The organism is Acidihalobacter aeolianus, assembly GCF_001753165.1.
Taxonomy (GTDB): Bacteria; Pseudomonadota; Gammaproteobacteria; order DSM-5130; family Acidihalobacteraceae; genus Acidihalobacter; species Acidihalobacter aeolianus.
The window spans coordinates 895362-915753 of sequence record NZ_CP017448.1 but is presented as its reverse complement, the minus strand read 5'-3'; the positions used below and the strand labels follow the sequence as shown (position 1 = coordinate 915753).

The 20392-nt window shown below is 62.1% G+C and carries 21 protein-coding genes; 5 read left to right on the top strand and 16 right to left on the bottom strand.

Going from position 1 to position 20392, the window contains the following annotated elements:
• Nucleotides 1-48: 48 nt before the first annotated feature.
• Genes alaS through pncC form a run of 5 tightly spaced genes read right to left on the bottom strand, consistent with a single transcriptional unit; the run spans nucleotide 49 to nucleotide 5281 of the window.
• Nucleotides 49-2685: an alanine--tRNA ligase gene (gene alaS, locus BJI67_RS04170; RefSeq protein WP_197513304.1), complete on the bottom strand. Its 2637-nt coding sequence runs from the start codon at nucleotides 2683-2685 to the stop codon at nucleotides 49-51.
• A gap of 23 nt (nucleotides 2686-2708) precedes the next feature.
• Nucleotides 2709-3188: a regulatory protein RecX gene (locus tag BJI67_RS04165; protein ID WP_070071964.1), complete on the bottom strand. Its 480-nt coding sequence runs from the start codon at nucleotides 3186-3188 to the stop codon at nucleotides 2709-2711.
• On the bottom strand, nucleotides 3157-4197 hold the full coding sequence (gene recA / locus BJI67_RS04160; RefSeq protein ID WP_070071963.1) for a recombinase RecA: 1041 nt from the start codon (nucleotides 4195-4197) through the stop codon (nucleotides 3157-3159). The genes BJI67_RS04165 and recA overlap by 32 nt, the downstream gene beginning before the upstream one ends.
• Nucleotides 4198-4248: 51 nt before the next feature.
• A complete protein-coding gene (thpR, locus tag BJI67_RS04155; RefSeq protein ID WP_070071962.1) occupies nucleotides 4249-4809 on the bottom strand; it encodes an RNA 2',3'-cyclic phosphodiesterase in 561 nt (186 codons plus the stop codon).
• On the bottom strand, nucleotides 4796-5281 hold the full coding sequence (gene pncC, locus BJI67_RS04150) for a nicotinamide-nucleotide amidase (protein ID WP_070071961.1): 486 nt from the start codon (nucleotides 5279-5281) through the stop codon (nucleotides 4796-4798). The genes thpR and pncC overlap by 14 nt, the downstream gene beginning before the upstream one ends.
• A 100-nt stretch (nucleotides 5282-5381) precedes the next feature.
• Here pncC and BJI67_RS04145 point away from each other — a divergent pair, with 100 nt between their 5' ends.
• The 5 genes from BJI67_RS04145 (at nucleotide 5382) to fdxA (ending at nucleotide 10551) form a co-directional block, all read left to right on the top strand.
• A complete protein-coding gene (locus tag BJI67_RS04145; RefSeq protein WP_070071960.1) occupies nucleotides 5382-6224 on the top strand; it encodes a ferritin-like domain-containing protein in 843 nt (280 codons plus the stop codon).
• Nucleotides 6225-6310: 86 nt separating this feature from the next.
• A complete protein-coding gene (locus tag BJI67_RS04140; protein ID WP_070071959.1) occupies nucleotides 6311-6679 on the top strand; it encodes an MbcA/ParS/Xre antitoxin family protein in 369 nt (122 codons plus the stop codon).
• A 2-nt stretch (nucleotides 6680-6681) separates the two neighbouring features.
• Nucleotides 6682-7428: an RES family NAD+ phosphorylase gene (locus tag BJI67_RS04135; RefSeq protein WP_070071958.1), complete on the top strand. Its 747-nt coding sequence runs from the start codon at nucleotides 6682-6684 to the stop codon at nucleotides 7426-7428.
• 89 nt (nucleotides 7429-7517) lie between these two features.
• Nucleotides 7518-10109 carry a DNA mismatch repair protein MutS gene (gene mutS / locus BJI67_RS04130; protein ID WP_083250621.1) on the top strand — a complete coding sequence of 864 codons (2592 nt, stop codon included), beginning with the start codon at nucleotides 7518-7520 and terminating at the stop codon, nucleotides 10107-10109.
• 118 nt (nucleotides 10110-10227) lie between these two features.
• The gene (gene fdxA / locus BJI67_RS04125) at nucleotides 10228-10551 is read left to right on the top strand and encodes a ferredoxin FdxA (protein WP_070071956.1); all 324 of its coding nucleotides are present in this window, start codon (nucleotides 10228-10230) and stop codon (nucleotides 10549-10551) included.
• 100 nt (nucleotides 10552-10651) lie between these two features.
• On the opposite strand, the gene BJI67_RS04120 is transcribed toward fdxA, so the two are convergent.
• The 11 genes from BJI67_RS04120 to BJI67_RS04070 form a co-directional block, all read right to left on the bottom strand.
• Nucleotides 10652-11803, bottom strand: a complete 1152-nt coding sequence (locus BJI67_RS04120) for a radical SAM protein (RefSeq protein ID WP_070071955.1) — start codon at nucleotides 11801-11803, stop codon at nucleotides 10652-10654.
• An 85-nt stretch (nucleotides 11804-11888) separates the two neighbouring features.
• Nucleotides 11889-12959 carry a geranylgeranyl reductase family protein gene (locus BJI67_RS04115; protein ID WP_070071954.1) on the bottom strand — a complete coding sequence of 357 codons (1071 nt, stop codon included), beginning with the start codon at nucleotides 12957-12959 and terminating at the stop codon, nucleotides 11889-11891.
• On the bottom strand, nucleotides 12956-14071 hold the full coding sequence (locus BJI67_RS04110) for a lipoate--protein ligase family protein (protein WP_070073943.1): 1116 nt from the start codon (nucleotides 14069-14071) through the stop codon (nucleotides 12956-12958). Before BJI67_RS04110 ends, BJI67_RS04115 begins: the two co-directional genes overlap by 4 nt.
• On the bottom strand, nucleotides 14068-15258 hold the full coding sequence (locus BJI67_RS04105; RefSeq protein WP_070071953.1) for a radical SAM protein: 1191 nt from the start codon (nucleotides 15256-15258) through the stop codon (nucleotides 14068-14070). The genes BJI67_RS04110 and BJI67_RS04105 overlap by 4 nt, the downstream gene beginning before the upstream one ends.
• A gap of 157 nt (nucleotides 15259-15415) precedes the next feature.
• On the bottom strand, nucleotides 15416-15853 hold the full coding sequence (gene gcvH, locus BJI67_RS04100; RefSeq protein WP_070071952.1) for a glycine cleavage system protein GcvH: 438 nt from the start codon (nucleotides 15851-15853) through the stop codon (nucleotides 15416-15418).
• Nucleotides 15854-15911: 58 nt separating this feature from the next.
• Nucleotides 15912-16316 carry a DsrE family protein gene (locus BJI67_RS04095; protein ID WP_070071951.1) on the bottom strand — a complete coding sequence of 135 codons (405 nt, stop codon included), beginning with the start codon at nucleotides 16314-16316 and terminating at the stop codon, nucleotides 15912-15914.
• Between the two features lie 3 nt (nucleotides 16317-16319).
• Nucleotides 16320-16766 (bottom strand): glycine cleavage system protein H, encoded by a 447-nt coding sequence (locus BJI67_RS04090; RefSeq protein ID WP_070071950.1) that lies wholly within the window; start codon nucleotides 16764-16766, stop codon nucleotides 16320-16322.
• Between the two features lie 98 nt (nucleotides 16767-16864).
• Nucleotides 16865-17776 (bottom strand): CoB--CoM heterodisulfide reductase iron-sulfur subunit B family protein, encoded by a 912-nt coding sequence (locus BJI67_RS04085; protein ID WP_070071949.1) that lies wholly within the window; start codon nucleotides 17774-17776, stop codon nucleotides 16865-16867.
• A complete protein-coding gene (locus tag BJI67_RS04080; protein ID WP_070071948.1) occupies nucleotides 17769-18485 on the bottom strand; it encodes a 4Fe-4S dicluster domain-containing protein in 717 nt (238 codons plus the stop codon). Before BJI67_RS04080 ends, BJI67_RS04085 begins: the two co-directional genes overlap by 8 nt.
• Before the next feature lie 34 nt (nucleotides 18486-18519).
• Nucleotides 18520-19374 (bottom strand): hypothetical protein, encoded by an 855-nt coding sequence (locus tag BJI67_RS04075; protein WP_070071947.1) that lies wholly within the window; start codon nucleotides 19372-19374, stop codon nucleotides 18520-18522.
• Nucleotides 19349-20377, bottom strand: a complete 1029-nt coding sequence (locus BJI67_RS04070) for a CoB--CoM heterodisulfide reductase iron-sulfur subunit A family protein (RefSeq protein ID WP_070073942.1) — start codon at nucleotides 20375-20377, stop codon at nucleotides 19349-19351. Before BJI67_RS04070 ends, BJI67_RS04075 begins: the two co-directional genes overlap by 26 nt.
• Nucleotides 20378-20392: the final 15 nt, after the last annotated feature.

Sequence of the window (20392 nt, the reverse complement as noted above, 5' to 3'; positions counted from 1 at the left end):
CGTTTCCGCAAGGGCACCGGCCGCTGCCGGCGCATTAGGAAGAAATGATCAGGAGACAGTGCCTGCGAGCTGTGTCTCGACCCAGGCGGGTACGGCCGCGAGCGCAGCGTCGAGGCCCGAGGGATCGTTGCCGCCGGCCTGCGCCATGTCGGGTCGGCCGCCGCCCTTGCCGCCGACTTGGGTGGCGACGCTGTTGACGAGGTCGCCGGCGCGCACGCGCGCGGTCTCGGCCTTGGTGACTCCGGCTACGATGCTGACCTTGCCGTCGGCCCCGACCGTCGCGAGCACGACAGCGGCGCGGCCGAGCTGATCCTTGAGGCGATCGACGGTCTCGCGCAACGCCTTCGGATCCACGCCGTCGAGACGCGTGGCCAGCACCGCGATGCCGTCGACCTCGACGGCACGCTGAACCAGTTCGTCGCCAGCCTGCGCGGCCAGCGTGCGCTGCGCCTCGTCCAGTGCCTTTTCCAGAGTGCGCTGGCGCTCCAGCAGTTGGCGCAGTTTATCATCCAGGCCGTCGCGACCAGTCTTGAGCAGACCGGCGATGGCATCCAGGCGCTCGTCCACCGATTCGAGGTAGTTCAGCGCGTTTTCACCGGTGATTGCCTCGATACGGCGCACGCCCGCGGCGACGCCGCTTTCGGAGACGATCTTGAACAGCCCGATGTCGCCCACCCGGCGCACGTGTGTGCCGCCGCACAGCTCCGTGGAGAAGCCGATGCGCAGCACGCGCACGCGATCGCCGTACTTCTCGCCGAACAGGGCCTTGGCGCCGGTCTTGCGCGCCTCGTCCAGCGACATCTCGTCGGCGCTCGCGTCCAGGTTCTCGCGGATCTGGGCGTTGACCAGCCGCTCGACCTCGCGCAGCTCGGCCGCGCTCACCGGCGCGAAGTGGGCAAAGTCGAAGCGCAGGCGCTCAGGCGTCACCAGCGAGCCTTTCTGCTCGACGTGATCGCCCAGCACGCGGCGCAGGGCCTCGTGCATGAGGTGAGTGGCCGAGTGGTTGAGCACGATCGCCTGCCGGCGGGCCGCGTCGATGCGCGCCTCCACGCGGTCGCCGACGCGCAGTTCGCCGGACGCCACGCGGCCGACGTGGACGAAGGCGCTGCCGCGCTTGCGCGTGTCCTCGACGGCGAACTCGACGCCCTCTGCGCGCAGCGCGCCGGTGTCGCCCACCTGACCGCCGGACTCTGCGTAGAAGGGCGTGCGATTGAGCACCACGCCGCCGCTCTCGCCCTCCGCCAGCCGCTCCACGGGCGAGCCGTCGCGCAGCAGGGCGACAACCTCGGCCTGATCCTCCGCGCGAACGTAGCCGCTGAATTCGGTGTGCGCATCGATCTGCGCCTGCTGCCCGTAATCGGTCCCGAAGCGGCTGGCGTCGCGCGACTTCTCGCGCTGCGCGTCCATGGCGTTCTCGAAGCCGTCCATGTCGAGTGCGAAGCCCTGCTCGCGGGCGATGTCCGCGGTGAGATCGACCGGGAAGCCGTAGGTGTCGTAGAGGCGGAAGATCAGCTCGCCGGACAGCGTGGCGCCTCCGAGGTCGGCCACCGCGTCCTCCAGCAGCTTGAGCCCCTTCTCCAGGGTTTCGGCGAAGCGTTCCTCCTCCTGCTCGAGAACCTGCTCGATGCGGTTCTGCGCCGCGGCGAGTTCCGGATAGGCCTCGCCCATCTCGTCGACCAGCGGCGCGACCAGCCGGTGGAAGAAGGGGTCGCGCAGGCCGAGACGATGGCCGTGGCGGGCGGCGCGGCGGATGATCCGGCGCAGCACGTAGCCGCGCCCCTCGTTGGAGGGCAGCACGCCGTCGGCGATCAGGAAGCTGCACGAACGGATGTGATCCGCGATCACGCGCAGGGACGGATTGTCGGTTTCCGTCATCTCGGCCAGCTTCGCCGCCGCTTCCATCAGGTGACGGAACAGGTCGATCTCGTAGTTGCTGTGCACGCCCTGGAGAACCGCGGCCAGCCGCTCCAGGCCCATGCCGGTGTCGACCGAGGGCTTGGGCAGCGGCGTCATCACGCCTTCGCGGTTGCGGTCGTACTGCATGAACACGAGATTCCAGATCTCGATGTAGCGGTCGCCGTCCTCCTCCGGGGAACCCGGGGGACCGCCGGCCACTTCGGGGCCGTGATCGTAGAAGATTTCGGTGCACGGACCGCAGGGGCCGGTATCGCCCATGGTCCAGAAGTTGTCGCTTTCGAACGGGCGGCCGCCGGGCTTGTCGCCGAGGCGGGTGAAGCGGCTCGGGTCGACGCCGATGTCCTTGAGCCAGATGTCGGCGGCCTCGTCGTCGCTTTCGTAGACGGTCACCCACAGCTTCTCGGCCGGCAAGCCGAGGTCGGCGGTCAGGAACTCCCAGGCGAAGGCGATGGCCTCGCGCTTGAAGTAATCGCCGAAGCTGAAATTGCCCAGCATCTCGAAGAAGGTGTGATGCCGCGCGGTGTAGCCCACGTTTTCGAGGTCGTTGTGCTTGCCGCCGGCGCGCACGCAGCGCTGCGCCGTGGTGGCGCGGTTGTACGGTCGCTGATCCTGACCGAGGAACACATCCTTGAACTGCACCATGCCCGCGTTGGTGAACAGCAGTGTGGGGTCGTTGCCGGGCACCAGCGAGCTGGAGGGCACGGCTTCGTGCCCGCGCTGGATGAAGTAGTCCAGGAATCGCCTGCGCAGCTCAGCACTCGTGATCATGTCGGTCCATTGATGATTGAGGTCTAGTCGTCATCCCCGTCGCCCTCGTGGTCGAGAACGGTCGCCAGGGTATCCGCGTCGAATCCGCGTTGTTGCATATGCCGCCAGCGCCGCGCGCGTTCGCGGTAGTCCGCCGGAGGTCCGCTGAAATGTCGCTGGTAATACCGCCGCGCCAGCTCGCGCCACCGCCCCTTCCAGCCATCCAGTTCCGCGCGCGCGTCGCCGTCGGAGACGCCGCGCTGACGCAGTTCGGCCAGAATGCGCAGCGGGCCGTAGCCGCGTTCGCTGCGCCCGCGCACGTAGGCCTCCACGTAGCGCGCTTCGCTGAGCCAGCCCTTCTCCTCCAGCGCGTCCAGCAGCGGCGCGATTTCCTCGTCGGCGTATCCGCGCTGTACGAGCTTCCGGCTCAGCTCCGCGCGGCCGTGATCGCGCCGCGCGAGCAGGTCCAGCGCAACCGCGCGCGCCGACGCCTCAGGCGTCGACTTCCTGTCCGGCCGGCGCATGCTCGGCCTCGGCGCCGCGCTTGGGCAGAAGCCGCTCGCGCAGCGCGCGATCGATCTCGTCGGCCATTTCCGGATGTTCCTTGAGGAAAGTCCGCACGTTGTCCTTGCCCTGCCCGATGCGCTCGCCGTTGTAGCTGTACCAGGCGCCCGACTTGTCGACCAGGCCCTGCTGCACGCCGAGCTCGATCAGCTCGCCCTCGCGCGACACGCCCTCGCCGTACAGGATCTCGAATTCGGCCTGCTTGAAGGGCGGCGCGATCTTGTTCTTGACCACCTTCACACGGGTCTCGTTGCCGACCACCTCGTCGCCCTTCTTGATCGAACCGATGCGACGGATGTCCAGGCGCACCGAGGCGTAGAACTTGAGCGCGTTGCCGCCGGTGGTGGTCTCGGGGCTGCCGAACATCACGCCGATCTTCATGCGGATCTGGTTGATGAAGATGACCAGGGTGTTCGAGCGCTTGATGTTGGCGGTCAGCTTGCGCAGCGCCTGCGACATCAGACGGGCCTGCAGGCCGACGTGCGAGTCGCCCATCTCGCCCTCGATCTCGGCCTTGGGGGTCAGTGCCGCCACCGAGTCGACGACCACGAGATCGACCGCGCCGGAACGCACCAGCATGTCCGCGATCTCGAGCGCCTGCTCGCCGGTATCGGGCTGCGACACCAGCAGGTCGTCGACCTGCACGCCCAGCTTCTGGGCATAGGTGGGGTCGAGCGCGTGCTCGGCGTCGACGAAGGCGCAGGTGCCGCCGGCACGCTGGCATTCGGCGATGGTCTCCAGGGTCATCGTTGTCTTGCCCGAGGACTCCGGACCGTAGATCTCAACCACGCGGCCGCGCGGCAGACCGCCGACGCCGAGCGCGATATCCAGGGACAGCGAGCCGGTGGAGATGACGGAGATATCGCGCCCCGCAGGGCTGTCGCCCATGCGCATGACGGAACCCTTGCCGAACTGCTTCTCGATCTGGCTGAGCGCCGCCGCGAGTGCTTTTTTGCGATTCTCGTCCACGTTGACCCCTCTCCCCGCCGGCGCCGCCGGCCAATATCCGAAAGGCCGCGATTATCCCACAGATGCCCCCGCCGACAAAGGCATGCCGGCATCTTCCGGATAGCGGGCAAGGACTTCGTAGCGTACGCCTGCGGGCGTCGGGCGCGACGCCATGAGCGCATACGAATGCGCCTCCCAACGAATCGGATCGATGGTCTCGGCGGGCGGCTGTCCGCGTGCCCCGCGGATCAGGGTGACGTGTGCGCGAAAGGCCTGGCGGGACCGGTAGCCGCAGGGTTCGAGCGCCGTTTCGAGCTGCCGCACCCAGCTCAGCAGCGGCTCGTCGACCGCCTGCGGACCGCACCACCACACGCGGCTGCCCTCGAAGCCGCCGAGCCGGTCCAGGTACAGCGTCAGCGCCGGCATGGACGTCGCCGACACGCGTTCGTGCAGGCAGGCCAGCCGCCCGGCATCGGCATCGCCGATGAATGCCAAGGTCAGATGCCTGTTGGCGGGCGGCACCTTGCGTCCCGCACCTGGCGGCAAGCGTGCGACCACCGCCGCGAGCGCCTCGCGGACGCGGTCATCGGGCAGCAGGGCGAAGAACACCCGCTGCGAATCATCGCGCGACACGCGCCAGCACCCCGCCGAGGGCGAAGTCGACCGCGGCCCGACGCACCGCATCGCGGTCGCCCTCGAAATGGCAAAGCTCGGTTTCCACCTCGCCGCCCCGCCGCGCAAAGCCGAACCAGACCGTGCCCACCGGCTTGTCCGGAGAACCGCCGCCGGGGCCGGCGATGCCGCTGACCGCTACCGCGACGTCACCGCCGCCCCGTTCGAGCGCCCCGGCGGCCATCGCGTGCACACAGGCGGCGCTCACCGCGCCGTGACGCTCGAACACCTCCTCGGGCACGCCCAGCAGGCGCTGTTTGGCGGCGTCGCTGTAGGTCACGTAGCCGACGTCGAACCAGCTCGAACTGCCGGCCACGTCGGTAATCCGCTTGGCCACCCAGCCGCCGGTGCAGGATTCCGCGGTCACCACCCGCATGCCGCGTTCGGCAAGCGCATGGCCCACGCGCAGGGCCAGATCCCGTTCACCGCACATGCGCACCTCCTCACGAACCCCCCGCGAAAGTCGCGGTCATACCTTGTGGAATATACTGCAAGCGTTAACCCCTCGATGTGGGCATTGCGGAGGCATTGCGATGCAACGTCACTTGAATGAACCGTCTGAAGCACAGCCGGCACTGCGCTGGCAAATCGACGACATCCCCTTCGGCGAAATCGGCCGCGAACGCATCGCCGACCGGGATTTCTATTTTCACCTACTGGTATCGGCCTCTTTCGTGGAAATCACGGCCGAGCTGTACACCCGCAATCTGGTCGAATATTTCGCAGGCGACGTGGCCCTGCAACGCTGGCTGCTGGAACACTGGTCGCCCGAGGAAATGCAGCACGGGCACGCGCTGCGCCGCTACGTTGGCGAGGTATGGCCGGAATTCGACTGGGAATCGGCCTACCGCGGCTTTTACGCGGATTACGAGAAGTTCTGCAAAACCGAGCTACTCGGCCCCACGCGCGGGCTGGAAATGGCCTCACGCTGCATCGTCGAAACGGGCACCTCCTCGCTCTACGCCATGCTGCACCGCGCCGCGCCCGAACCGGTACTGCGCGATCTGGCTCAGCGCATCCGCACCGACGAGGCCTATCACTACCAGCATTTCCATGCCGCCTTCCTGCGCTACCGCGCACAGGAAGCGACGCCGCGTCGCGCGGTACTCAGAACCCTGCTGGGACGCGTGCGCGAAATCGGCAGCGAGGATGCCTACTACGCCTTCAAGCATGCCTTTCTGGCACGGCATCCCGGCAAGAGCTTCAACGCGCGGGCTTACCGCGACTTCAATCGCGAGGCCAGACAGCTTGCACGTCGCCACTACCCCTACCGGATGGCGGTACACATGGGACTCAAACCGCTGATGCTGCCCGAACCGGCAAGACGCCTTGCAGAACCCGCCGTGCGCATCGCAGCCAAGCACCTACTGAGCTGAAGACGGGGCATCGGGAAGAGGCATTTGCTACAATTAAACAGAAGTCGAGGCAATTGCTACATAAACCCGACGCCAGGAATCCCGCGATGAACCAACAGCAGCATCATCTCGGTGAAAAGGCCGTGCTGACCAAGGCGGTGTTCAATGCTGCCTCCTGCCTGGGGCTCAAGGTCGGCGAACTCGCGCAGATCCTCGGTTGCGACCGTTCCACGCTGCAGCGACATCGGCGCAACGGCGGTCTGGATCCCGCGAGCAAGAGCGGCGAGCTGTCGCTGTTGCTGATCCGCGTCTACCGCGACCTGTTCGCGCTGATGGGCGGGCAACGCGCACACATGCAGCACTGGCTCAATACCGAGAACCTCCATCTGCACGCGATACCGCGCGAAATGCTGGCGCGCGTCGAGGGGCTGACCGCCGTGCTGGCCTATCTGGACGCGATGCGGGGCAAAACCTGAGAATGGATCTGTGGCGCGAGTGCCGCGGCGCGGAACACCTCTGCGCATTGCAAGTGTCCGTCTATCGACTGGTCGAAACCCAGACCCGCGCCGCCACGCTCGATCTCGTCGACTCGCTGGACGAACAAGCCCTGCTCGAAGAACTGCTCGAAACCAGCAAGCCCCCGCTGCCGTCATCGGCCGCCCATCTGCCCTATCTCCTGCAGAGCCCGTTTCGCTATCCGCCGCTGCATCACGGCTCGCGCTTCGGCAGCCGTGAACAGGGCGGGCTTTTCTACGCCAGCCTACAGATTGCAACCGCCATGGCTGAAACCGCCTTCTATCGTTTCGTTTTCATCGCCGGCATGACGGCAGCGCCGACGGAAGGCATCGGCATGGATTTCAGCAGCTTCCGTGTCGGCGTACGCGCACAACGCGCCGCCTGCCTGGACCGACCTCCGTTCGCGGCCTTCGAGGCGACGATCTCGTCGCCGACGGACTATGCAGTGCCACAGAGCCTGGGCGAAGCCATGCGCCATGATGGCGTCGAAGCAGCGCGCTACGTTTCCGCCCGCGACGTGCGGCGGGGGCGCAATCTGGTGATCTTCGAACCACGCTTTTTCACTGGGCCACCGCGCGATCTGCGTACCTGGCACTGCACCGCGACCGCAGAACGCGTGGTCTTCGTTGCCGCCCACGACGTCGAGGGCTACCAATTCGAACGCAGCACCTTCCTGGTCGACGATGTCCTGCCCGCACCGGCCGGCTGAACGCTCCACGTCTACCCGCAACCGCGACGAGCCGCTACCATGGCGCGCTCCATCCATCGACGACGGGCACGCAGGCTCGGCAGGAAGACATGGCACGCTCACAGGACGCGGCGAACGGATCAGCGACGGCAGCGCATACGCCGATGATGCAGCAGTACCTGCGCATCAAGTCGGAACAGCCCGACCGGCTGCTGTTCTACCGCATGGGCGACTTCTACGAACTCTTCTACGACGATGCGCGCCGCGCGGCGAAACTGCTCAACCTCACCCTGACCACGCGCGGCCAGTCGGCCGGCGAGCCGATACCGATGGCGGGCGTTCCGGTGCACGCGGCGGAGCAATATCTCGCCCGCCTGGTCCGGCTCGGGGAGTCGGTCGCCATCTGCGAACAGATCGGCGATCCAGCCACCAGCAAGGGACCGGTCGATCGCGAGGTCGTGCGCATCGTGACGCCAGGCACGGTGACCGATGACGCCCTGCTCAATGCACGCACCGACAATCTCGTCGCAGCGGTCAGGCGCGGCCGCACGGGCTACGGACTGGCGACGCTCGATCTCGGCAGCGGGCGTTTCAGCGTCTCGCTGCTGGACGACGACGAAGCCCTGCTCAGCGAACTCGAACGCCTGCACCCGGCCGAGCTGCTCGTCCCCGAGGGACAAGGCCTGCCCGGCCCGGAACGCCGCGGCCTGACCCGCTATCCGCCCTGGCACTTCGACCCGGAAACCGCGCACACCCAGCTCACGCGCCAGTTCGGCACCCGCGATCTCAGCGGCTACGGCTGCGCGGGCATGCCCGACGCAGTCGGTGCCGCGGGCGCCCTGCTCCAGTATGCCGGCGACACTCAGCGCACGGCATTGCCGCACATCACCGGCCTGGTAGTCGAACGTCGCGACGAGGCGATCATCCTGGACGCGGCCACGCGGCAGAACCTCGAACTGGAACGCAACCTGTCCGGCGGCGACGAACACACACTGGTCAGCGTGCTGGATCAAAGCGTTACGCCGATGGGCGGCCGTTGCCTGCGTCGCTGGGTCAATCGCCCGCTGCGCGACACGGCGATCCTTCGCGGCCGCTATCAGGCTATCGGCACGTTGATCGACACCGGCGCCTACGACGCCCTGCGCGAGCGCTTGCGCGGCATCGGCGATATCGAACGCATTCTCGCCCGCGTCGCCCTCCGCTCAGCCAGACCCCGCGACCTCACCACGCTGCGCGCCGCGCTGGACGCCGTGCCGGCGCTGTGTGCGTCACTAGCGCCGCTGGATGCCCCACTACTGAGTGAGATCGCCACCCGGCTGCACGAACACCCCGAGACGGCCGGACTGCTGCATCGGGCCCTGGTCGACGAACCGCCGGTCACCATCCGCGACGGCGGAGTCATCGCCACCGGCTTCGACGCCGAACTCGACGAACTGCGCGACCTGTCGGAGAACGCCGACCAGTTTCTGATCGACCTGGAAGTCCGAGAACGCGCGCGCACCGGGATCGCCACACTCAAGGTCGCCTACAACCGCGTCCACGGCTACTACATCGAAATCTCCAAGGGACAGAGCGACAAGGCGCCGATCGACTACACCCGCCGCCAGACCCTCAAGGGCGCTGAGCGCTACATCACGCCCGAACTCAAGAGCTTCGAGGACAAGGTGCTATCCGCACGGGAACGCGCCCTCGCCCGCGAGAAGGCTCTGTACGAGGAGCTCTTCGACCGCCTGAACCCCGAGCTGGATTCGCTGCGCACCCTGGCCGACGGTCTGGCCGAACTGGACGTGCTCTGCGCCCTCGCGGAACGGGCTCAGCAACTGGACTATGCCGCGCCGGAGCTCAGCGACACGCCGATGCTGCGCATCGAGGGCGGCAGGCACCCGGTCGTCGAGCAGGTCCTCGACGAACCCTTCGTACCCAACGATCTCGAACTCGACGACGCCAACCGCATGCTGGTGATCACCGGCCCGAACATGGGCGGCAAATCGACTTACATGCGCCAGACCGCCCTCATCGTGCTGCTCGCCCATATCGGCAGCTATGTCCCAGCCCGGCGCGCGGTCATCGGCCCCATCGACCGGATATTCACCCGCATCGGCGCGGCCGACGATCTCGCCTCGGGGCGTTCCACGTTCATGGTCGAAATGACCGAGGCCGCCAACATTCTCAACAACGCCACCCCGCAAAGCCTCGTGCTGATGGACGAGATCGGACGCGGCACCAGCACCTTCGACGGCCTGTCGCTGGCCTGGGCGTGCGCTCAGCATCTGGCGGAACACAATCGCTCGTTCAGCCTGTTCGCCACGCATTACTTCGAACTCACCACGCTACCGGACGAATGCGCCGGCGTGACCAACGCGCATACCGAGGCGATGGAGCACAGCGACCAGGTGGTGTTCCTGCATCAGGTACGCAGTGGGCCGGCCAGCCAGAGCTACGGTCTGCAGGTCGCCCGCCTCGCCGGCGTACCGCAGACCGTGATTCGTCGCGCCAAGCAGCGTCTGGCGCAACTTGAGGCACAGTCCGCCGCAGGCGGCGAACGCCAGCAGTACAGCCTGTTCCCGCCCGAAGCGCCCGCGCCCGAAAACCCAGAGCATGCCGCGTTGGCGGAGGCCGTGGCTGAAATCAATCCTGACGAGATGAGTCCCAGGGAAGCATTGGATGTGTTGTATCGACTCAAGACACTCATGCCAAAGTAAGTTTGGCTATTCCACTGGGCAAGACTGGATGGTGTTATTTGGTATTATCATAGCACTTTGCTGATGGAAGTCAGCCGACCTATATGACTCAACGACACAGTAGAATGGGGAGTCCATCATGACCTTCGTAGTCACCGAAAACTGCATCAAGTGCAAATACACAGACTGCGTGGAAGTCTGTCCGGTCGACTGTTTCCATGAGGGTCCGAATTTCCTCGTCATCGATCCGGACGAATGCATCGACTGCACCCTGTGCGAACCCGAATGCCCTGCTGAAGCGATTTATCCGGAAGACGATCTGCCTGAAGGACAGGAGGAATTTCTGGAGATCAATGCGGAACTGGCGCGTAGCTGGCCGGTGTTGACGACGCGCAAGGAAGCGCCGGCTGACGCAGAGGAGTGGGACGGCAAACCCGGCAAGAAGCAGTATCTGGAGCGCTGAGCGCAGCCCTTAGTCAGATTTTCGATTAGATAGGACTCGGCGCAAAGCCGAGCCCTACAGCCCCAGCCCGCCATGTCGGCGAACCGGGGCAAAGCGGATATCAATCGATCTGATCGTGATCGATGGTACCGACATCCTCGCCGCCCATCTGGCGGCGAACGAAGCCCACATCCTCGGCATTCAAGGCAAACGGGAAGGAACGGATGTCCGTCGGGCTGGAATCGCCGTAAGGCCGGTTGCAGGCCGAGACTTCCTCGTCGGACTTGCCGGGGCAGCCGGACGTCTGGAACGGCTTGCCGGAGGCGATCAATGCCTCAAGCTCATCCGCATCCAGGCCGAAATCGATGATCTGCCCCTGCTCGTTGAAGCGCATGTCGTCGATGCGGCCGCCGGCATAATCGATGATGAAGCGTCCCAGCTGCACCCGCCGCCACTGATCCTTGGGCACTGGCGGCCAGTCCTCCATCAGCGAGCCCTGCTCGGGGAAGAAGGCGAACATGTGGTTGTGTCCGCCCATGTCGCGCATTTTCTGGCACACGGCCATCATTTCCTGCTCGGTTTCGCCCATGCCGGCAATCAGGTGGGCGCCGAATTTCTCCGGGCCGAAAATTTCCGCAGCCCATTCGATTGCCTGCCAGTACTTGTCCCAGCGGTGCGGGCTGTCGACCGATTTTCCGCGCGTCCGCTCGAAAATTTCCGGGGTCACCGCATCGAGTGCCACGGTGAAAATATCCGCACCCTCGTCACGCAGGGTGACCAGATCTTCGTATTTCATGGTGGTCGGATTGGACAGGATGGAGACCGGGATATGCGGCACTGCCTGCATCCACTTCCGCAGCAACACCAGGGTGTCGTAGTCCGAATTCGGGTGCGTGATCATCGAGATGCACATCCGCTCGAACTGCCCCTTGTCCGCATTGCCCAGCACGCGCTGGATCACATCGTCGTAGCTCACCGTCGGCCAGTCTACCCGGATGAAATTCCGGTCCGCATAGTCGCGCGACTCCTCACGGTGGCGCGCCAGTCCGCAATAGCTGCAATTCGCCCTGCAGCCTTCCGGATACGTGACCAGCAAGTTCAGGCAGTGGGTGCAGGACGTCCGGTGCATACTGCCCGGCACCAATCCCAGGGTGATGGCCGCGGCGGTGGACAGCTGCACGTACGCGGGCGATCGCATTTCGGGCGTTTTCACATGGTAATCGGGTCGATAGAAATTCACCGGCACCGTCAAGTTTTCCGCACTCGCACTCATTTCAAAGCCTCCAAACCGTTTGTCGATTCATGCTCGAGAAGCCGCCCTGGCCGCCCTTTTATAACTACCTTCAGGACTTTCGGCTTCAAATCCCTGTAGGTGAAAAATATTCTGGAAAAGCGATCCAGCCATGTCGCATCGTTTCGTCCTGGCGAGCCGCCTGCGTACGCCAGTGACGATTGAGGAATTCCCGGCGCTCGACCGCCCGCGAGATTGTTGCCTCGAATTGATCACGCACATCCTCCTCGTAATCCTCGAATGCATCGGCCGCGCCTGCGAGATAGGCTACGGACGCCTCGCCCGCCCTCTCACCAGAAACCACCGCCGCCGATATGCCACCTCCGGTAATGGGATGCGTCAATCCCGCTGCGTCGCCAACGAAAAGACAACGACCGTGAGTCAGGCCGTCGCGCAAACCGCCAACCGGAATCGCGCCCCCGGTGCGATAGAAAATCTCCTCGCCGATCAGTCCTTCATCGATCAACTGCCGCCGCAGCGCTTCCAGGGGGGTCTTGAGATCGTCCTCGAATGCCCGATCCGCCCCCAGGCCCAGATTTGCCCGATCCTGCTTCGGGAACAGCCACGCATAACCGCCCGGATAATCGTCTGACAGCCAGATATCCGTATCGAAATACTCCCGCCGCAGCGGCACGGTGTATTGTCGTGTGTTCACGGTTTCCAGCGCGGGCAGGCCCAACAGCCGCGCGACGGTGGAATGCGGTCCGTCGGCGGCGATCAGAACGTCGTAGCTGATCTCCTCGTCCTGCCCTTCGCGACTTACGCGCGCAACCCTGGCGTCCTCGTGCAAGGCGACGATACGCGTGTGGCAGCGCAACTCGGCACCCGCCTCGGCGGCCGCTTCGGCGATCGCTTGGTCGAATCTGGCGCGGTCGATCATGTAGCCTGGGAAATCCGAATGATGTTCCAGTCCGGAAGGCAGCACGCTCTTCATGCCGGCAATCCGCTGGTAAAGCACCCCCTGCGGGCGGGTATACGCCCCCATCGGCATGGGCACGAACTCCGCGCACTGCACGGGTTCGCCCACGGCACGATTACGCTCGACCGCCATCACGCTCAACCCAGCCTGCGCGGCGATCCGGGCAGCCGAACCGCCGCCCGGGCCAAGCCCGACAATCAGAACCTGTACGTGCTTCATCCGATTTTTCCCGCGGGCCGGCGAGCATCCACACCCGGCTCGGCCAGGGCGAGCGCATCGCGAATCAGGCCGCTGAAGTCCGCCGGCTTAAGCCTCAACATCTGGGCTCCCGTGCGTTCGAAAAACGTTTCCACATTACTTTCGAGCGCATCAGCGGGGGTATCCTTGAGCGCGGCTTCGAGATCCAGCACGAGCCGATTGGGTGAGACGAAGAAATCTCCGGTGATCCATACCTGCTTGAGATGGTTGCGGGCACGATCCACCCAGACACAGGCACGCATCAGCCCACCTTCCGTCTTGCGGACGGATTCAAGCATCGGCGCCTCGCTGGCGGGGCGATTGTGCTGGTAGATCCACTCGGGCGAATCGATTTCCTCCAGTGCCTCGGCATAGGCGGCACGCTCGACGGCATTCATTTCCGTCGCGTGTTCGAACTCAACCCCAAAGGCCTCCGCGAACGCATGAGCCATGGCCTCGCGGACTCGTCCCATCTCGGGCACCGCTCCCAGCAGTTCGCGCAAATCGACCACCCGCTCTCTGGCCGAACTGATCGCCTTGTCGGAGAGCTTTTCGGCCGGTATGTGCAAGACCCTCAACATGCGTTCCACGTCGAACTCGACGAGCAATGTGCCCTGATAGAGGATGGAATCGCCGTCGAAGGCACCGCCCGTCCCCGAGATCTTGCGGCCGGCGACTTCGATATCGTTTCTGGGCCGGAACCGCGCATCCACGCCCAGGCTCGATATGCCTGCAGCGGCTGCCGTGCATATCTTCGTGGCGATGACGCCCATGTCTGCGGTGCCCAGCACCTTCTTGTCGAGGTAGAGTTCCCAGCCCAATTGGGTCTCGTCGAAATAAAGCGCTCCACCGCCCGTCAGCCGGCGTTGGATATCGATGCCGTGCGCATGGCAATAGTTGGTGCGCAGTTCCTGGTCGACATTCTGGTGAAATCCGATGAGCGCCGAGGGCTTGAACTGAAGAAAGCGAAGTGTGTGCGGGGATGCGCCTTGCTGGTGCGATTCCAGTAACGCCCGGTTGATGGCGAAATTCTCTGCCGCCCGACGCACGCCGGTGTCCAGAATCCGCCAGGTTGCCGGGGTTGCCTGCTTCACGCCGAACAGCACCCGCCGGCCGGCGCGGAAGCGCCTTCCGACTGCTCGCTCACCACGCGTATGCCGTGCAGGCCATGCGTGGCCAACTTGGCCATCCGCCGGCGGCTCCGCTCCTGTTCGATAATCGAGTCCAGATCGATATCGAGGCCGGCGTTCGTTCCATCCAGAGCCATGACCTCATCGCCCACCGCAATCGAGCAGCATGCAGGCGTGACCCGAACCTGACGGTCGAGACGAGCCGCCAGTTCGACCGCGCCGTCTGCAGGATGCGCGATGCCGTTCAAACCGGCCATCACGGCATAGGTGTCGATCTGAGACTTGACCGAGCCCGGCGGGCGGGCGCAGCCCAGCAGGAGCGGTGTACCCGGCAACGCCTCGCGTGCGTCCATGAAGAAACGCCCGACCTCATGTGCGTCCGGCGTCACGAAGGGGCGACTCTCCGGGGCGTAGAACGGCATCACGACCACGAGCACCACTGCGTCGGGCAGGTGTCGCTGGATCATCTCCAAAGCGTTCCATTCGCCGAGCAGGCGCCCATAGTGCAAGCCGATCACGATGTGCGGGACCACCTTCATATCGGTGGTCACAAGATGCTCGAGCGTCGCTTCGAAATCGTCCACGCTGCGTCGCAGGTGATAAACCTGGGTGATCGTATCCTGCGCACCGATCACGTCCATCATGGCCGCATCTATCCCGGACTGCTCCATGCACTTCGCAATGTCCCTGTCGACCAATGCGGTGTGCATGGCGATCTTGAATCCGGGAAATTCGTCCTTGATGCGCCGAATCGTGCCGTAGTAACGGTCGTATTCCACCTGATTCTGGTGATTCGAACCGCCGGTCAGCAGCATGCCCTGCGCGCCGTCCTCGATAATGCCATTGACCACCCGCCACAATTCTTCGGGCGAACGGGCTGGCATCATCGGCTCAAGAATCTTGGCCTTACAGTGATCGCACTGGAGCTTGCAGCCCCCTCCGGTAATCGAAACGGCCGGCCATGCGCTCTTGCCGCAGTCCTTGAGCTCCGAAGTTTGGAACACTTTGAAAGTGGGAGTATAGAAATTGATTCCATGCACCCCACTCCCCGTACTCGCACGTGACCGCTCCATCTTCTCGACAAGCGTGTCGTCGACAGCGATGTCCTCTAGGGGTTCTACATGACGCAAACGGTCGAGCCAATCGGACATGTGCGCAAACCTCACTTAACGCGGAGCCAGAGACGGTTCCTGAATTCTGCTAGAAGGCGCCAGCCTACCGGTCGGTGTGCTGCAGAAGCGCCGTCTGATGTGGCAACTCTTCACTTCCCGCTCTGCATATCCAGCAGAGCGGGAAGAAAGGGATAGATCAGCAGCCGCCGAAGCCGTCTGCTTCCATCTTGGCCTCAAATGCGGACAGGGCATCCGCACCGGTCTTTAGATCCCCCGTGTCGCCGGCCCAGTCAGTGGGCTTGATCTTGACCAGCCAGCCTTCGCCATAGGGGTCTTCGTTGATCAGACCAGGCTGAGCTGCAACAGCATCATTAATCGCAACGACTTCGCCAGCTACAGGCGCCTTGGCGGGCCCTACCCACTTGCCGGATTCGACGGTGGCGCAGGACTTGTCTTTCTTGACGTCCTTACCCACTTTTTTCGGCGTATAAGAAACGATCTGGCCGGCCAGGGAACAGGCATAGGAGGTAAAGCCGACGGTTGCAGACCCATCGCTTTCCTGACGCACCCAAACATTGTTTTCCACGCTATACAGCAAATCTTCAGGAACATTACAACCACGCACGGCGCCCATGGATTTCCTCCTAAGTTCGTATGGTCAATGACTCGCCTTTACAGTTGAGTCGAAAAGGTCAGAAAGTTATGACGTTATCGCTACGCAAGACTAGATCTGCCAGCACGCTTGCCCTGGAGACCTCGTCAACTTCATCGATCAGGTCGTTATCCTCATCGATTTTATAGCCCGGCAAAGCGGGCTGGCAAACATGCAAAGTGACGCCCGCCCGCTTGGCATCACGAATGAAATCTATGATTTTCTTGCCCCCTTCCATTGCCGCGAATGACTCAGCCACACCGCGTTGCATCAACCGAACGCCTTCCATAGTGAAGAACACATGTACCTCGACGTCCATCGACGCCATGATCGCCCCCAAGTAGAACGGCGTGGCGCAGCGATGAGGCGTAGAAGGACCGCTGGTCATCAATATGACGACGGTTTTCTCATCGTTATCGAGATAATGATCCATATTATCAGCCATTGGCTAGCGGACCTTTCGCTGACAGTGGATATCTTCCTCTCGGGCACGGCGACAATAACCTTCATGAGCCGCATCACCCGTCAAAAACGTATCGAGCGCGGCATCGACACCAGCACTTGCCTCCACTCTGGCGATCCAGGCATTGTAAGGGTCGCTATTCAACAGCACTGGGTTTTCCAGCACCTCGATATTCCCTTCCACGATCACGCAATGGATGAAATTCGGTATCGGGCCCGCCCATTTCCCGCTTTCAATCGTTGCCACCGGCTTTCCCGGTTCTCTCACGGTGCCCGGCCGACGAACCCGAACATGCAGAATCTTCCCGGCGATGGTTTGCGAGATATCTGTCATGCCGACCGTCAGCGAATCGTCGTGCTCGCGTCTCAGCCAAATCTGGTATTCGGAGTCGTAATACAACTCGGAATGGAATTCGCAGCCGTTGCACTCCATATGCCTGCTCTGTCCGCGTGTCGGACGGAACAACTGTCCCGTTCGTCAAAAAAAGAAACAAGGGCGGGAACAATCCCGCCCTTGTAGCTCGACAGATATCAGATGACGCCTTTTTCCTTCAGATATCCGATGGAATCGCTGATGTTCTCATGGATACCCAATTTTCTCGGCGACAATCCCAAAGCAAGACCCAGCAACTGAGTGAAATACAGCACCTTCACGTTGCTCTTGATGCCGAACTCCGTCTCGGCACGGATCTGATGCATTTCCAGACCTGAATGACAGGTCGGGCATTCCGTGGCGATAACCTCGGCTCCTGCATCTTCAGCCGCCTGGATGATGTTTAGAACCAACTGGGTCGATGTATCGGAATCTGAAAGCGTGTGTGCACCACCGCAGCAAGCGGTTTTCAGCGGAAAGTCGACATTGACCGCACCTGCAGCACCCAGCAGATCATCCATGAAGTGTGGTTTATAACTGGACTCAGAATCCGGCCCCTGATCCTTCTCGGGGAAGATCTGACGCGGCCGCACATACATGCAACCGTAATAGTTAGCGATCTTGATGCCATTCAGGCTCTTGCTGATGCGCTGCTTGATGCCCTCGGTGCCGAGCTCTTCCATCAACCACTCGAGCAGATGCAGGGTACGCACGTCACCCTTGTAGACTGGATCATCGGCCTTCTTGGCAAGGTCCTGTACCGTCTGCATTGCTTTTTCTGAAGTTGCAGTCTCGTACTCCGCTTTCTTCAGATTGTGATAGCAGCCATTGCAGGGCGCCATCACCGCATCCAATCCCATCTGCTCACTGGCAATAGCCATATTTCTGGCAGACAGATAGGTCTGCAGCATCGGATGGATGTTTTTTACTTCCATCGCACCGCAGCAGTTGTAATCACGGAGATTTTCCATCTCCAGACCCAGTGCCTTGACGAGTGCACGGGTGGACTTGTCGTAAGGTCCGCCGGACCCCTCAAGTGCACATCCGGGATAATAAGCGACCTTACCCATGGGCGGCCTCCTTCTGTTCTTGCACGTATGCCTTCAGAACCTCGCCAGTACGCCCCCAGGATTTGGTCTTTGGCTTGGCGACGAAATTCAAACCCATCTTCATCATTTGCGCGACTGGAAGATACTTCATCATCCTCTTGCCGAACTCGACCAACCATTCCTGCATCAGTGGCTGATTCGTTTTCTTGAAGAAATTCATCATTACACTGGCATCTTCAATTCGACCCGTATGATAAATTTCCTCCCAGAAGGTCTCATCGAAATGCGAGGAAGGCGTTTTTTCAGTAATACCTTGATCTTCCATCCAGTGCGCCAACGCTTTCATCACACCTTCTGGACGCACATCCTTCGGGCAGATATTCGTGCAGCGGTTGCAGGATACGCACTGCCAAATGATGTCCTTGTCTTTGACGATTTCGTCTTTCAGACCAAGGCGGGTAAGGTAGATCCAGTAGCGCGGATTGAACTGTACATTCTGCGCGTACATAGTGCACGAGTTTGTACACGAGCCGCACTGCCAGCAGCGGTGAACGTTCTCGCCGCCGCCATATTTTTGGATTACCTCTTCAAAATCATCGTCATAGTCGCGAAGATAACGGGGAGTAATCATCGTGTTCCACGAGCCAGATACGTCGACCCCATCGACCACGAGCTTCTCTTCGGACAACAAGCGCTCTGGTTCAATCAGTGATTTTTCATGAATTGCCATTATGCCTCTCCGTAACAATCACATTAGCCGGTGACTAATGCAGCGTCGGCTCCCTGGTCTTGCTACCACGCCCGGACTTGGGGTCTATGCCAAGCAGTTTGACCAGTAACTCTATAGGATGATGCGAGTTCCCGAATTCCGCCTGGGCCAGTCCTAATCCGCTGGACATTGCCTTCACGTAATCCGAATATGCCTGAGCCAGCAACAAGTCAATCAACATAGGCATACCACGGTAAAAACCGGATTCCGCCAGCATTTCAGCAAACCATGCCCGGGCACCCTGGAAGGTAGGCGGCTGGCTGTCTATTGCGATTTCCGGCAACCCGTCATTACCGCGAATGAATTCACGTAAAGCACCACTCGCGGTTGACTCGTCCCAAACCCAACGCGTCATCAGCGGCACACCATCAGGGTCGCGAAAGTGCAATATTTCTGCCGCGAAATCCCGCATGGCACGCCTTTCTTTTTTCGATTCCTCAGGCACCAGTTCAGCGAAAGTCAGCATTCGATCGGACAACCCACCAGCTCCATATACGAGCTTGATGAGTTCATCCGTCAATTTCTCACGACCCAAGAGATTGGCAATTGCCGCAATCTTACGTCGGACGGGGAATATAGCTCCCGTCACCGTATCGAATGCCTGCGCATCGAGCCTCCAATCCGTCGAGCGATCGACCGGGAATGCCGTTTTGAACAACAGAGATTTGGCCTCGAGCGAATCGATCAACCGCTCTATACCGCCAACTTCCTCCGCATGTTCGAGCAGCGTCTTCAATTTGCTGCCGGCTATTTCCTTATCGAACTCCACGGAAAGCTCACCGGCAGCGATTATTTCGCCGCTACCGGTGCTGCGCATGGCGCCATCAGCCTGCTTTTTGTACCAGAGCATTGAGATCGGCAACCGCACGCGAACCTGCCGCCGCACCCTGCGAGATCGAGTCGTCGATCGTCTCAGGCCCGTAGGCTGCGCCCGCAGCATATACGCCACGTCGGGTGGTTCCGCAGGTATTGGTGTAATGTTCAGCACGTTCTATGAAGCCATGCTTTTCTAGCGCCACACCAAACACTGAGGAAATTTCCGGATTTTCCTCGTTCGGATCCATACCGATCGCATGCACAACGATGTCGAAAGGAATGATGATCGGACGCTTGACGAGCGTGTCCTCGCCCTTGACCAGCAGTCGACCATCACCGGACGCAGTCACCTCAGCGATACGCGCCTTGACGAACTTGGTCTTGAACTCTTCCTGCGAACGCCAGTAGAAGCGATCCTCATACAAGCCGAACGTGCGGATGTCCATGTAGTAAATAAACACGTCGGTCTGCGGAGACAATTCCTTGATCTCCATCGCCAGATTGGCAGAGACGGTGCAGCAAATCTTGGAGCACCACTCACGTCCGATCTGACGATCTCTGGAGCCAACGCAGAGCAGAATCGCAACACGCTCAGGCACGCGGCCATCGGAAGGACAGGCTATCTTGCCGGCAGAGACCATCTGCTCCATCTGAGTGGTGGTCAGCACGTCCTCAAAGGTACCGAAGCCCCATTCCGGCTTGTTGATCGAGTCGAAATGCGTGAACCCTGTCGCAAGCACGACAGCCCCTGCCTGTACCTTTTCGCCGTTGCTCAGCGTAGCCGTAAAGTTACCGACCTCGCCTTCCAGCTGAGCAACCTTGACACCTTTGTGGATGGCAACCGACGCATCGTCTTCGACGCGGCTAACCATACGACCAATAGCATCCTTGGCCCATTCACCGGAAGGGACGAGCTTGGCATAACCGGAAAGGATGGGAGCACCGCCCAGGGTTTCCTCTTTTTCCACCATGACGGCCTTATATCCGGCCGCGCTCACCGTTGCGGCGGCAGACAGGCCAGCCGGCCCCGCCCCCACTATCAGCACTGTATC